Raw genomic sequence first — 14,104 nt, forward strand, 5'->3', positions numbered from 1 at the left:
CCCGAACGGGGCAAGAAAACCGACAAGCGCTTGTGAGAAATTTTTTTGCGACTTCAGGTGCGGCGTTTCACCGTCACCCAGTAACGGGTCACGGACCGCACTTGCACCGGCAAGGTACGTTCGAGCGCGGCGAGGACCGCGTCGGTGTTATCGAGTGGAAATACGCCGGTCAGCAGCAACGGCGAGACCGACTCATCGCAGCGAATCCAACCCGGCCGATAACGCGCCAGCTCCGCCAGGAACAGCCCGAGCGGCTGCCGTTCGGCCACCAGGCGACCCTGGCTCCAACTGCTGGCAGTGATGCTTGCCGGATGCATCGAACCGGTTCCGCCAGCGTTGAACCACAGCCTATGGCCGGCATCCATGAGCACTGGCGTGCCTCGTCTGGGGCTGATGCGCAACTGCCCTTCGTACAGTTCAACGAGTGCGCCGTCATCCATTTCACGTACGGAAAACCGCGTGCCCAACGCCTGGACATCGCCGCCGGCGGTTTCCACGATCAGCGGCCGGATCGGGTCGTGTCCACTGGTGAGCAGCACTTCGCCCTTGATCAATTTGATCCGACGCTCCTGCGCGGTAAAACGCAGATCAACTGCACTGTCGCTGTTGAGGTCCAGCCGGGTGCCATCGCCCAGGGTCATGTGGCGAATCTCGCCTGTGGCGGTGCGGTGCTCGGCGAAAGTCGCGCGCCAGGCCACCTGATTTTGCAGCAGGTATCCGCTCCCACCCGCGACCAGCAGCACACCGAGCATCTTCAGCGCAGCGCGGCGCTGCGGGTCAGGGCTGTCGCGCAAGACCGCCCGTGCACATTGCGCCGGCACCGAGCCGAAGGTTTGTTGGAGTTGCTGCAAGCGCTGCCAGGCACGCTGGTGCTCTGGATGAGCCTGTTGCCACAGCACGAAGGCCTGGCGCTTCTCGGCATTCAGATCATCGCCCCAATGCAGCATGAGCCATTCACTGGCCTGCTCGACAATGACCGGATCAATGGGCGCGTCGTGGGCGCGACTCATGATTCGTAGACCAACTGATAACAGGCGAGAATCGCCCGGGTCATGTACTTCTGCACCGAACTGACCGTGACCCCGAGCCGCTCGCCGATTTGCGCGTAGCTCATCCCTTCGAATTGCGAGAGCAGGAAAGCCTGGCGCACGTTATCCGGCATGCGATCGAGCATCGCGTCGATCTGCATCAGGGTTTCAAGGATCAGGGCTCGGGTTTCCAGCGAAGGCGATTCCGGCTCCGGCAGATGCGCGATGCTTTCCAGATAGGCGCGCTCGATCCGCAGGCGGCGCCACTGATCGATCACTAGATTGCGGGCAATTTGCGTCAGGTAACTGCGGCTTTCCTGCGGGCCGGGCATGCGACCCGACACCAGCAGGCGCAGGAAGGTATCCTGCGCCACGTCCGCCGCGTGCTCCCGGTCGCCCAGGCGTTTGCGCAACCAGCCTTGCAGCCAGCCATGGTTCTCGCGGTAAAGACGATGAAAAGAATCGTTGCCGCCAGTGGCTGCGTCCATGGTGTGGTTCTATGCGCGTGATTGATAGCAATTATCATTACACTTAACGCAGCCACTTGGCAAAACGATTAACGTTGCGCCGCCAATGGATACACGGACTCCCACCCGCCACCCAACGCCTTGTACAACCCGACCATCGCCAGCGACACGCCGGTCGAACTCTCGACCCATTGCTGCTGCGTCGCCAGCAACTCGGCTTGCACGGTGAGGACGTTGACGAAATCCACCACGCCTTCCACGTACTGCTGCTTGGCAGTGCTCAGGGCGATCTGGTTCTGCCGCACCGCTTCGGCGAGGCTGTCGCGGCGCAGTTGAGTGGCGTTGTAGGCCGTCAGTTGATCGTCGATTTCATGCCAGGCGCGCAGCACGGTTTGCTGATAGGCAATCGCGGCCTCCTGTTGTTGGGCTTCACGCAGTTCCAGCACGCCGCGAAGGCGACCACCGTCAAACAGCGGGAGGCTAATCTGCGGGCCGATGCCGAACGAGCGCGAGCTCCAGGAGCCAAAATCGCTCAATTGCATTGCCTGGGAACCGAAGTTGCCGGACAACGTAATGCGCGGATAGAAGTCACCCTTGGCCACGCCAATGTTCGCTGTGGCGGCATGCAGGCGCGCTTCGGCCTGGCGAATGTCTGGCCGGCGCTCGGCCAATTGCGAGGGCAGGCCGATCGCTACCTGGCGCGGGGTCTGTGGAACGGGGCCGTCAGCGGACAATTCGGCTTGCAGCGCTTGCGGCGGTTCGCCCATCAACAAGCTCAGCGCGTTGATCAATTGCGACTGGCGTTGCTCCAATGCCGGCAGGCGCGATTCGATGGCAGCCACCTGCGCGGCAGCCTCTGCAACGTCCAGGTCCGTGGCCACACCGTCAGCCAAACGCAGCCGCGACAGCTTCAGGCTGTGCCTTGCGACCTCCAGGTTCTGCTCGGTGACCGCCCGGGTGTTTTGCACGCCGCGCAGTTGAATGTAATCCTGAGCGGTTTCGGCTTGCACCGACAACAGCACACCGCGCTGGTCATTTTCGGCGACTTCGAGGGTCGCATCCGCCGCTTCGGTTTCACGGCGCACCCGACCCCAGAAATCCAGCTCCCAGGAGGCGGAAAAACCCGCGTCCCACAAGTTGAAAGCCGATTTCCCCTGGTGCCCCGACGGGTCGCTCAAGCCTTCGCTGCTGTTGCGCTTGCGTCCGTAGCTGGCCGTGGCCGCCGTGTTCGGGTAACGCTCGGCGGTGATCACCTGGCGCACGGCACGGCTCTGCTGCAAGCGGCTGCTGGCAAGCTTGAGGTCCAGGTTGCGGGTGAGTGCACGCTGGGTCAGGGCCGACAGTTTGGCGTCCTGGAACACCTCCCACCAGCGCTCGTTCATGGTCTCGGCAACGGCTTGGCTGGGGGCCGGCTGCTCAGGTTTTGACCATTGGCTGATGGGCTGGGATTCGGGTTTGTGAAAGTCAGGCCCAAGGGTACAGGCTGACAAGCTGATGGCCAGCAAGGCGCCAACGATGAGTGGGGGCTGATGGCGCCATCGCGACGGTGCGACGATTGGACAAGCCTGCTCCAACAGGTACAGCGGTGCTCGTGTGGGAGCGGGCTTGCCCGCGATGAAGCCAGAGCGGCCAGCAATAATCTTCATCGCTGCACAACCTCACGCTTGCCGCCTCCAGCGGTATCAATAATCGCCTCCACCGACATCCCCACCCGCAACCGATCGGCCAACGGCTGCCCCGGCTCCAGCACGATTTTCACCGGAATGCGCTGCACCACCTTGGTGAAGTTCCCGGTGGCGTTGTCCGGTTTGATCGAGGCAAAGGTCACCCCGGTGGCCGGTGCGATGCTCTCGACGCGACCGGACAACGCTGCACCGCCCAGGCTGTCGACGCGCACCTGCACGTCCTGCCCTGGTTGCACGTCGGTCAGTTGGGTTTCCTGAAAGTTGGCGACCACATAGGCCTGGGTCAGCGGCACTACCGCGAGCAGCTTGCTCCCGGGCGTGACATACGCACCAACGCGCACTGCGCGCTCGCCGACCATGCCGTCCTGCGGGGCGACGATGCGAGTGTAGGACAGCTCGAAGCTGGCGATTTCCAGCGCCGCCTGTGCGCGTTTCAAGCCCCCGTCGGCCGCATCACGCTGCGCCGTGAGGATCTCGACTTGTTTACGTTCGGCTGCCAGCACCGCCGTGGCATTCGCCAGCCTGGCCGTGGCCTGTTCGATCCGCGAGCTGGCTTGCTGGGCATTCTGCACCGTGCCCGCGCCAACGCCGGCCAGGTGGTTGTAGCGTTTCAATTCATGTTCGGCAAAAGCCAGTTCCGCCTTGGCCGACACGACCGAAGCTTGCGCCTGGGCAATCACCGACACCTGGCGCTCCAGCGTCGCCCTCGCGTTTTGCAGTTGCGCCCGCGCGACCAGTGTTTCGGCGTCGGCCGCCTGGGCGGCGGCGCGCAGGTCCCGATCATCGATCAACGCCAACAATTGCCCGGCCTTGACCTGCTGGTTGTCCTCCACGTACACCTCTTTGATGAACCCGGCGACACGCGGCACCACCAGGGTGAAGTCAGCGGAAACAAAGGCATCATTGGTGTTCTGTTGGGTGCGTTTGCCGAACAGTCCCGGCGCCAGGACATAGACCAGCACGCCCACCGCCACCACGGCGGCGATGGCTACAGCCACTTTTTTCTTTGATTGAGTCATCATAAAAACCTTCAGTTCCAGTGGAGCATTCACGTCGGCGCGCGCGGCGGAAAAATCCGGGTCGGCAGCCAGAAAATCAACAGCATCAGCACGCCGGCGATACCGGTCATGCACAGATAAAGGTCCGAAGCGGTCAGCACCACGGCTTGCTCGTGCAGCCGATGGGCCAAGCCCGCGCTATCGCCATCGACCATCGGCGAATGACCGAGGCGGTCCACCAACATGGTCGAATGAAAGTGCAGCCGCGAAGTGGTCAGCGTCTCGATCACGCCTGTGGCGATCACCGCTGCCAGGCCTTTTACGGTGTTGAACCACGAAGAGGCGAACGGCCCCTGCATTGGCGTGATGCTGCCGGTGGAGAGCATCAACAACGGCAGCACCGCCATCGGCTGGCCGAAAATCTGCAGCAGTTGCAGCGCGTAGAAGTCGTCGCGAATCCACACCGACGTCAGTTGCGAGCCGCCGATGCAGGACAGCGCCAGCATGCTCAGGCCGGCCCCCAACACCCAGCGGCAATCCACCCAACGCAGGTTGCACAGTGCCGCTACCAACGGCAGTGCGATCAACTGCGGCAAGGCCGCCAGCAACATGATCGGTGCCGTCTGCACGGGGCGATATCCTTGAACCTGCGCCAGGTAACTGGAAGGCAGGATGATCACCGCCTGCAGGATCACCAATACGCCGGCCAGCGTCAGCAAAGCGAACGAGAGGTTGCGGATGCCCAGCATCTGCAGATTGAAGAACGGAATCGGTTGTGACCATTCGTTGATAAGGAAAAGCACCAGCAAAACCAGCCCGCCGCCCAGCAAGCCACAGATCAGGCTCGACTCGAACCAGTCCAGCCGATTGCCCTGCAAAATGCCGATGACCAACATGCAGATCGCTGGAAAACCCAGTACCACGCCGCGCCAGTTAAATTGCTTGAAACGCTCCAGACGCACCGGGTCCTGGGGGATGCCATAGGCCACCGCCGCCATGGCAATGAGGCACGGTGCGATGATTTGCCAGAACGTCCATTGCCATCCGACATGCTCGGTCCACAAACCCGCCAACGGCGTGCCCAGTCCAGGGCCGAACGTGGCGGTCAAGGCATAACCGGCCAGGCCATATAGCTTTACGTTGGCCGGCAGAAAACGCAGGGCCACCGTCATCAGCATGGGCGGCAATGCACCGCCCGCCAGGCCTTGCAAGGTGCGCATCAGCAGCAGGCTTTCGTAGTTCGGGGCAAACGGCGACAGCACGCCCAGCAAGGTGAAAAGGCCGATGGCGCAGAGGGTGAAGCGTCGCAGCGAGAACGTTACGGCACACCACGGCGCGAAGGCCATTGCGGCCACCGAGGTAGCGGTGTAACTGGCGACCAGCCAGGTGCCTTCGTCGTAGCCGATGGCCAGGGCCCCGCGAATGTCGGCGAGGGCGACCTTGGTGACCATCTCGTTGAGGCCCGACACCAGCACGGCAAGCAACACGCCCACCAGGCCAATAATGGTCCGCAGGCCCAATTGTGCGGGCGCGGCCAACGGCGCCGAGGCCGTCAGGGAGGTCATCGGTTCAAGACTCCAAAATGAATAGGTTGGCAGTTTACGGACGCCCACCACTGACGAAAACTGACTTATCGGCAATGTATAAGTGCACCAGACACAACGATGTTGTGTCGCACTCCGAGGCGCACAGCCTGACACCTCAGTGTCAGACGCAACACCATCCATAGGTGTTAACGACCATTGCAGTCATCAACCTTGGGCGGCCAACCACGTTTCCTCGCAGCAGGCTTTTACCGTTTCGCGTAGCCAGCGGTGTGCCGGGTCATTGTCGAATCGCGGGTGCCAGGCTTGCGTCAGCATGAGGGTTGGCAGCGGGACCGGGAGGGTGAACGAACGCAATTTCAAGCCCAGGCGGCGCACGCTCAGCAACGTTTCGCGGGGCACTGGCAGAATGAGGTCGGAATCGGGCAATGCGAACATCGCCGCATGGAAACTCGGGGCGATCACCGCGACCCGGCGATCCAGGCCAAGGGCATTCAACGCCGTATCGATGGGTCCGCGAGCGATGCCGCGCCGGGACACGCTGATGTGGGAAAAGGTGGCAAAACGCTCGGGCGTGATCTCCTCGTCCAGCAGCGGGTGATCCTCGCGCACCAGGCCGACAAACTGTGTGGAAAACAGATTTTGCACCTTCACTTCCGGCATCAGCGGACGGTTGTTGCTGACGTTCAGGTCGATACGCCCTTCGCGTAACGCCTCATCATCGCCATCACCTTCCGGGACGAAACGCAGCTCGCAATGCGGCGCCTGACGCTCAAGGGTGTCGGACAGCTTGCCGCCGTAAACCCCGACAAAAAAGTCGTTCGCACGGATGCTGAAGCGCCGGCGCAAGCTGCCCAGGTCCACCACTCGCGCCGAGTGAAATAGCCTGGCCGCCTGCTCCACCACATCGCGCACCTGTTCACGCAACTCCAGCGCCTTGGGTGTCGGCACCAGGCCACGACCGGCGCGCACCAGAATCGGATCGCCAATCGCCTCGCGAATGCGCGTCAACGTGCGACTCATGGCGGCCGGGCTGAGGTTCATCCGCCGCGCCGCGCCCACCACGCTACCTTCGTCGAGCAGGGCGTCGAGGGCGACCAAAAGGTTGATGTCCGGGAGTTGCATGCTGAGCACTCATTGGCAATGGGGATTGATTTGAGCGCAATGCTAGCAAAACGGGTGGTGATTGCACCGGCCCATCGCGAGCAGGCAACACCTACCGCTGCATCCCCCACCGCTTCACCGTCACCCGCTCCAGCGAATCGAACACCAGATTTTCAACCAGCAACCCAATCAGGATCACCACCGCCAACCCGGCGAACACCTTGTCGGTGTATAACTCATTGCGATTCTGGAAGATGTACCAGCCCAGTCCACCTTTGCCACTGGTGGCGCCAAACACCAGTTCCGCCGCAATCAAGGTGCGCCAGGCGAACGCCCAACCGATTTTCAACCCAGCGAGGATCGATGGCAGCGCGGCCGGGATCAGAATGAACAACACAAAACGCATGCCCTTGAGGCCATAGTTGCGGCCCGCCATGCGCAGGGTTTCCGAAACACCGAGGAAGCCGGCGTAGGTGTTCAACGCCAGAGCCCACAACACCGAATGCACCAGCACGAATATCAAGCTGTTCTGACCCAGCCCGAACCACAACAGCGCCAGCGGCAACAAGGCAATGGCCGGCAACGGGTTGAACATCGAGGTCAGCGTGCTCAGCAGGTCACGGCCCAACTGGGTCGACACCGCCAGGGTGGTCAGGGCAAACGCCAGAACGATGCCGATCAGGTAGCCCTTGACCAACACCACCAGGGAAATCCACACCTTACCGAGCAATTCGCCACTGGCCAGCCCGCCATACAGCGCCTGGGCGGTCTGCACGAAGCTGGGCAGCAGCAGGTCGTTGTTCTGGTAACGGGCGATGGCTTCCCACAGCACCGCCAACAGAATCAGGATCAGGCCTTTGCGAATCCAGCCCTGTTGCCACAGGCGCTGGCCCAGCGGCAGTTCACGCTCCAGCGGCACGTTGGCAAGTGGCGGCAGAACATTTTCGAATTCTTCACGCGGGGATGATAAATGGCTCATCGGGCCCTCCTCTCAACTGGCTCAATAAGCGATGCGGATATCGGTGAAATCCAGTTCGCGTTCGGTTTGCTCTGACGGGCCTTCATCGAACAACAGCCGATGAATGCGCCGCGCCGATTCCTGAAACCCCGCGCCACCCAGGCTGTGCAGATCGTATTGATGGCTGTGGACTTCCGCCCGCACGCGCCCCGGATGCGGTGACAGCAACAGGATGCGATTGCCCACCACCAATGCTTCTTCGATGGAGTGCGTGACGAACAGCAACGTGAACCGCACCTCTTCCCAGAGCAGCAGCAATTCTTCCTGCATCTTGCGCCGAGTCAGCGCATCGAGCGCGGCGAAGGGTTCGTCCATCAGCAGGATTTTTGGCTGCATGGCCAAGGCCCGGGCAATGGCCACGCGCGCCTTCATGCCGCCCGAGAGGGTGTGCGGATAGGCATCGGCGAATGCCGCCAACCCGACCTTCTCCAGATAATGCAGCGCTCGGGCTTCGGCTTCCTTGCGCTTGAGGGTTTTCGACGCCAGCAACGGGAACATCACGTTCTGTTTGACGGTTTTCCACGGCGGCAGCTGATCGAATTCCTGAAATACGACGATCCGGTCCGGCCCCGGCGCATCGACGCGCTGGCCTTGCAGACGGATTTCACCCTCGACCGGCTGGATGAATCCGGCTGCAGCCTTGAGCAAGGTCGATTTACCGCATCCGGATGGCCCCAGCAGGACAAAACGGTCCGCCGGATCGATCTCGAAACTGACTTGATGGGTCGCTCGAACCACCCGTTGGGGCGTGCGGTACTCGAGGCTGACGTTATCGACCGACAACAGCGCCTGGGCTGTGGCGTTCGGGTTGCTGACCGTGTGGCCTGGCAATGGGGCGTTCATGTCGATCAGCTCCCTTAAAACGGCTTGGTGCCCTGGATGGTGGTGCGATACAGCTTGCGGCGCAGATGGCTTGGGCAACCTGTGGCGAGATGGATCAATGAGCGGTTGTCCCAGAACACCAGGTCGTGGGGCTGCCATTGGTGGCGGTAGATGTTGTGCGGTAACACGCTGTGGGCATAAAGCTCATCGAGCAGGTGCTTGCTCTCGTCCTCAGGCAAACCGACGATACGGGTGGTGAAACCCTCGCTGACGAACAACGCCTTACGCCCGTTTTCCGGGTGCGTGCGCACGATCGGATGAACGACTTCGGCGACCTGGGCCAGTTGCTCCGGCGTCAGGGTCGGGCGCCAATTGCCCTCGAACTTGGTCTCGCTGTAGCGTGCCGTGTAGGAATGCGCCGCCGAGCGTCCTTCGACGGCCTTGCGCAACGCGTCGGGCAGGTTGTCCCAGGCTTTATGCATGTCGGCGAACAGGGTGTCGCCGCCTTCGGAGGGCAACTCCTGAGCATGCAGCATCGAACCCAGGCTGGGCAGTTCCTTGTAGGAAAGATCCGAGTGCCAGAATTTGCCGGCGTCACCCAGGCCGATGGACTGGCCGTTTTCGATGATGTTGGAAACGATGAGGATTTCCGGGTGCCCGGTCAGCAGGAATTGTTTGAGTACGTGGATCTGCAACACGCCGAAACGGCGGCTGAAGGCGATCTGTTGTTCTGGGGTAATGCGCTGGTCGCGGAAGACCACGACATGATGTTCCAGGTGTGCGCGATGGATGCGAGCAAAGTCCTGGTCGTTGACCGGGAGGGACAGGTCGAGGCCGACAATTTCGGCACCCACGACGCCGTTGAACGGGCGGATCTCGAAGGCTTGCGGTGCGATATTGCGTGTTTCGCAAACGGCGGACATAAAATTACTCCCACGCACGGCACGCTCAAAGGCGCGCACGTCGATCAGAAACTCACGGAGGTCCCGTGTTGGTTCGTGTCGTGCGGCGCGCCGATTGGTCGGCAGGTACGCAGGGGGATGACTTTATAGATATAAGAAGCTTAATTTAAATACCGTTAGCGAATAACCATATGGCTTATTTCGCCTATGCTGCTGACAGGATGACGCTGCTCAACGTGTGAGGGATGCTCAATGTTCTACGTGCAACGCGACACAGCCGGCCAATTGATGCGCGTCGAAGCCCAAGCGTACGCCGAATCCACCGAAACCCTGCCGGCCGATCACCCCGACCTGCAGGAATGGTTTGCCAGCAAGTTGATGGCCACCAGCCAGAAACAATCGCAGCAGATCAAACAGCTCAAGCAATTGAAACAGAGCGACCTGGACATGATCCGGGTCATCGACGACCTGATCCAAGTGCTGATCGAGAAGGGCGTCATCCGCGTCACCGACCTTCCAGCCGCCGCGCAAACCAAGCTGTCAGATCGCTACCAGGCGCGGGAAGCGCTGGGCGGTTTGGCTCATCTTGTGGATGAGGATGATCTGGGGCTGATCTAGCTTCGGATTTTTGTCCTTGAGGAGGGCAAAGCCTTTGCGGAATCACTCCCAGGGCTTTGGCTCCCCAACCAACTGCCCCTGCACACCAAAAATATCCATCTCGCGAATCACCGCCAGCTCCCCTTCGGTCTCAACCCGCTCGGCAATCAACGGCAGGTCGATGCTGTGTGCCGCGCGCTGGATCGCCTCGATAAACAAGCGCTTGTCACTCTCGTGATCGATGGCGCGGATGTACACGCCATCGATTTTCAGATACGCCAGCCCCAGGCGGGCCAGGTTGCCGATCATGCTGAAGCGCCCGCCGAAGTGTTGCAGGCCCAGTGAGAAACCAATCTCGCGCAGGCGTCGCATCAGGTCTTCCAGCTTGGCCTGTTCTGGCAATTGTTCTTCGCCGATTTCCAGGATCAGCCTTGGACCGAGGTTGGAATGGGCGCGCAGGATGTCGAAGACTTTCCCCAGCGCCTGCGGATGGGTCAGCGTCGCCGACGACAGGTTCAGCGCCAGTGACGCCTGATGGCCTGGCATGTGCTCAAGCACCTGTTCCAACATCAGGCGATCCAGCCGCGCGGCCCAGCCGAAACGCTCGAGCCACGGCAAGAACCGACCAGCGGGAATCGCCTCGCCCTGATCGTCGATCAGCCGCGACAGCACTTTGTAATGCAGCACCAACGTCGTGTCCTGGCTGGCCACCACGGGTTGGAAATACAACTCGAACCGACGCTGGTTCAGCGCCTGATCGAGCAAACGGTGCCAGCTGTGATGATCGTCGGCGAGGGTAGAAGGTGCGCTGTGATCCAGGCACACCCATCTCGAATCACCCTGGCCTTCTGCCTGGGCCAGGGCCTGGTCGGCAAGGCCAAGTACCGCCTGAGGTGCATCGCCAAATTTGAACGGCGCCAGGCCAATGTAGGCCACTGCTGCCACATCGGTGGCGCCCGTCGCATGCAAACTGGTCAGGGCCAGGTCCAGGTGTTGCGCCAGTTGCAGCGCTTCGGCATGCATCAGCCCCGGCGCCAGCACGGCAAATTCGCCACCGCGAACCCGCGTCACCAGGTTCAACGTCTCGGGATGCCTGGCGCATTCACGGGATAGCTGCAGGCCGACCGCCTTGAGCAGCTCATCGGTATGCTGGCCCCCGAGGCGCTGATTCAACCCGGCAAGATCCTTGACCCGTAAAAGCATCAGGTAACCCGAACTGGCCGATTCGGGATTGCTCACCGCCGCATTCAGCTGCATCTCGAAATACCGTCGGTTAGCCAACCCGGTCAACGAATCCCGATAAGACTCGTCGCGCAGTTTTTCACTGCGTTCGGCCTGCTCCTGAAACAACGCCTTGAGCTTTTCAACCATCTGGTTCATGGCCTGGACCACCCGACGCAATTCCGGGGTGCGCGGCAGATCGGGCAGGCTGAGGAATTCCCGGCGGGCGATGGCATGGGATTGCTGAACCATGTAGTCCAGCGGCTTCAATTGCCGGCGCAGCAGCAACGCACCCAGTGCCGCACTGACCGCGCCGCAGAGCAGCAGCCAGCCGAGGCTGCCGAGCGCGCTCTGCCACAACTTGGCGATAGCGAACATCGGGTGGCTGACCACCTCGACCCGCGCCGCCTGCTCCCAGCCACGACTGACAATCGCATCCCCACCGGCCGGTTCCAGGCCGATCAGCTTGACGAACCAGTCCGGCACGTTGTTCACCGAAGGAATGCCGTTGCGTTCGACCAGCGTCTTGTCGTTCGACAGATCGACCACGCGGATGCTGGCGTAATACCCACTGTCGAAAATCGAACTGACCAGCAGCTCGACCATCGCCGGGTCATCGATGTTCGGCGTCAACGACAGCGCCAGCGCTGTCGCGGCGTCCTGCGCATGTGAGCGCAGCTGGTTGACGTACTGGGTACGCGAGCTTTCAAGGCTGACCATGAAGCTGCCGGTGAAGGCGACCACGAGGAACAGACAGATTGCGATCAACAGCTGTTTGAACAAAGACATCTGAGAGCGTGCTCCTAGTTAGTCGACTCGACCGGAAATCCTTCGGCCTGCATTTTTTTCAGAACGTCCTGCCAGCGGGACAGGCGTTTGGTATCGCTGACTCGTTTATTGCCCTTGGCACCCGGCAGCCACACGCCCTCGGCATTAAAAGCGTAGACAGGCAGCAGGTCGGTTCGTTGGCTGGCGGGTTTGATTGCCTCGATCAGGCTGTCGAGCACCAGTGGCACCGCATCGGGGCTGGCGTAGTACGTCAGCACCATGTGCGCGCGATTCAGGCTCAGCGCCTTGACGTAAGTGATGCGCAGTTTGTCGCTGGGAACGCCGAGATGGCGCAGACTGAAATATTTGGCGATCGCATAGTCTTCGCAATCTCCGGCGCCCTTCCACAAGGCTTCGATCGGCGTCTCCCAGTAATCGACCGTGTGCCAGAGGTCGATGTCTTCCTGATAGCGCATTTGCCGATTGAAGAACTGGTTGACCACCTTGAGCTTCTCCAGCTCGCTGACCTGCTTTTGCGTAGCCAGCAGATTCTGCCAGGCATCGATTCGTTGCTGACCTTCGCCCAAAGGTCCGTACAATGCCTGCGCCCGACGGCTGATCAGGGAAAAATCCCAATCGGCATGCAGGCCAAACGGCAAGATGCCGGCCAGCAACAACGCGCCGCATAGCCAGCGCACAGTCCGAGGGATCGCGAAACGTACCGCCAATGCGAGGCATCCATGTAGGCAGGTGGAGTCGGTTGGTGGTGAAGGTTAGCCGTTTACAGCAGCAATGGCACGGTGAGATCGCGCAGCCGCGCTAAGCTTGCGTGTACAAGATGTTTGAATAGCGGGTTTGACAACCTTTGAGGCAGTCACTAGTGTCAATTTGGATCCAATTTTTCAGCATTCAGGGTGCGTTGTAGTGACACAAAAACCGAACCCTTTGGGCAGTATCAAGGTCAACGGCCCGATTCCCGCCCACGAGGCCCGTTCCGTCATTGAGCAAACCTTGCGCGCCGCCATTCTCGACGGTCGAATCCCGTGCGGCGCCGCTCTTCGTCAGCAGGATCTGGCCGACCTGTTCGGGGTCAGCCGCATGCCCGTGCGCGAAGCACTGCGCCAGCTCGAAGCCCAGGCGTTGCTCAATGTCATCGCCCATAAAGGCGCGGTCGTGGCGCCCCTGGTCCAGGGTGATGCCGCCGAAACCTATGCGCTGCGCATACTGCTGGAGTGTGAGGCGCTGCGGCTTTCAATCCCGTTGCTCACACCCGAGGATCTCGAACTGGCGGCCCGCTGTATCGACGAGCTGGAAACCGAGCACGACTACGCCGAAATCGGTCGGCTCAACCGCTTGTTTCACATGGCACTCTATAGCCGGGCACCTAACCAGCGTTTGTTGAAGCTGATCGAAGAGGGTCTGAACGAAGAAGAACGTTTCCTGCGCTTCAACCTGGAAGCCATGGGCCTGGGCAAGCTGTCCCAGGATGATCACCGCGCGTTGCTGCAATCGGCACAAGCGCGCAACATCGAGCACACCGTGCAGTTGCTGGAAAACCACCTCAATCGGGGCGTAGAGGCCATCACCCGTTACCTCGAAAGCCCCGAAGCCAAAAACAGAAAAGCCTAGATACAAAGCGTTGTGTCAGCCCTGATCGAGCAGGCGTTCCTGCTCGAGGTGTCTGCCGCGAGCGCGTACGTCCCTTCCTCCCGCGGGTTCCATCCCTTCTCTGACGACAGGACACGTCGGTGATAGCGGCTGCCTTGATTTACGCTCACTCTTGGATTGCCAACCAATAACAAATCGGCGAAGCGCTGCGTGATCGGCGCCGCCACCCCATCAAGAACCTACGGAAGGAGTCTTGCCACGGGAAAAGGAAGGATTGGCATTCGGCCATCTTCCACTCCTCAAATCACACTAATGATCCCTCTTAGAAAGTTGCTCGAGTGA

At 61.0% G+C, this 14,104-nt stretch carries 13 protein-coding genes; 2 read left to right on the forward strand and 11 right to left on the reverse strand.

Annotation, left to right across the window (positions count from 1 at the left end):
• Positions 1–53 precede the first annotated feature (53 nt).
• The 9 genes from AB4N64_RS24200 to AB4N64_RS24240 form a co-directional block, all read right to left on the reverse strand.
• Positions 54–1,010, reverse strand: coding sequence for a FecR domain-containing protein (locus AB4N64_RS24200; RefSeq protein WP_460119203.1), 957 nt, complete (start codon positions 1,008–1,010; stop codon positions 54–56).
• On the reverse strand, positions 1,007–1,516 hold the full coding sequence (locus AB4N64_RS24205; protein ID WP_460119205.1) for a sigma-70 family RNA polymerase sigma factor: 510 nt from the start codon (positions 1,514–1,516) through the stop codon (positions 1,007–1,009). Before AB4N64_RS24205 ends, AB4N64_RS24200 begins: the two co-directional genes overlap by 4 nt.
• 68 nt (positions 1,517–1,584) lie before the next feature.
• The gene (locus AB4N64_RS24210; protein ID WP_460119207.1) at positions 1,585–3,141 is read right to left on the reverse strand and encodes an efflux transporter outer membrane subunit; all 1,557 of its coding nucleotides are present in this window, start codon (positions 3,139–3,141) and stop codon (positions 1,585–1,587) included.
• Positions 3,138–4,202: an HlyD family secretion protein gene (locus tag AB4N64_RS24215; protein WP_460119209.1), complete on the reverse strand. Its 1,065-nt coding sequence runs from the start codon at positions 4,200–4,202 to the stop codon at positions 3,138–3,140. The genes AB4N64_RS24210 and AB4N64_RS24215 overlap by 4 nt, the downstream gene beginning before the upstream one ends.
• 26 nt (positions 4,203–4,228) lie before the next feature.
• A complete protein-coding gene (locus AB4N64_RS24220; RefSeq protein ID WP_460119211.1) occupies positions 4,229–5,743 on the reverse strand; it encodes an MFS transporter in 1,515 nt (504 codons plus the stop codon).
• Positions 5,744–5,929: 186 nt separating this feature from the next.
• On the reverse strand, positions 5,930–6,847 hold the full coding sequence (locus AB4N64_RS24225) for a LysR family transcriptional regulator (RefSeq protein ID WP_460119212.1): 918 nt from the start codon (positions 6,845–6,847) through the stop codon (positions 5,930–5,932).
• 91 nt (positions 6,848–6,938) lie between these two features.
• Positions 6,939–7,805, reverse strand: a complete 867-nt coding sequence (locus AB4N64_RS24230; protein WP_460119214.1) for an ABC transporter permease — start codon at positions 7,803–7,805, stop codon at positions 6,939–6,941.
• A 21-nt stretch (positions 7,806–7,826) separates the two neighbouring features.
• Complete coding sequence (locus AB4N64_RS24235) at positions 7,827–8,687, reverse strand: ABC transporter ATP-binding protein (RefSeq protein WP_460119216.1); 861 nt, start codon at positions 8,685–8,687, stop codon at positions 7,827–7,829.
• A gap of 14 nt (positions 8,688–8,701) precedes the next feature.
• Entirely contained in the window at positions 8,702–9,589 is an 888-nt protein-coding gene (locus tag AB4N64_RS24240; protein ID WP_460119219.1) for a TauD/TfdA dioxygenase family protein, read from the reverse strand.
• Positions 9,590–9,820: 231 nt separating this feature from the next.
• On the opposite strand from AB4N64_RS24240, the gene AB4N64_RS24245 reads away from it, so the two are divergent.
• Positions 9,821–10,186, forward strand: a complete 366-nt coding sequence (locus AB4N64_RS24245; RefSeq protein WP_460119220.1) for a tryptophan synthase subunit beta — start codon at positions 9,821–9,823, stop codon at positions 10,184–10,186.
• Between the two features lie 42 nt (positions 10,187–10,228).
• Here AB4N64_RS24245 and lapD read toward each other — a convergent pair whose 3' ends face one another.
• The gene (lapD, locus tag AB4N64_RS24250; RefSeq protein ID WP_460119222.1) at positions 10,229–12,175 is read right to left on the reverse strand and encodes a cyclic di-GMP receptor LapD; all 1,947 of its coding nucleotides are present in this window, start codon (positions 12,173–12,175) and stop codon (positions 10,229–10,231) included.
• Between the two features lie 14 nt (positions 12,176–12,189).
• Positions 12,190–12,882, reverse strand: a complete 693-nt coding sequence (lapG, locus tag AB4N64_RS24255; protein ID WP_460119224.1) for a cysteine protease LapG — start codon at positions 12,880–12,882, stop codon at positions 12,190–12,192.
• A 196-nt stretch (positions 12,883–13,078) separates the two neighbouring features.
• Here lapG and AB4N64_RS24260 point away from each other — a divergent pair, with 196 nt between their 5' ends.
• Positions 13,079–13,783: a GntR family transcriptional regulator gene (locus tag AB4N64_RS24260; RefSeq protein WP_460119225.1), complete on the forward strand. Its 705-nt coding sequence runs from the start codon at positions 13,079–13,081 to the stop codon at positions 13,781–13,783.
• Positions 13,784–14,104 lie beyond the last annotated feature (321 nt).

It is taken from the genome of Pseudomonas sp. S2_C03 (assembly GCF_054668405.1).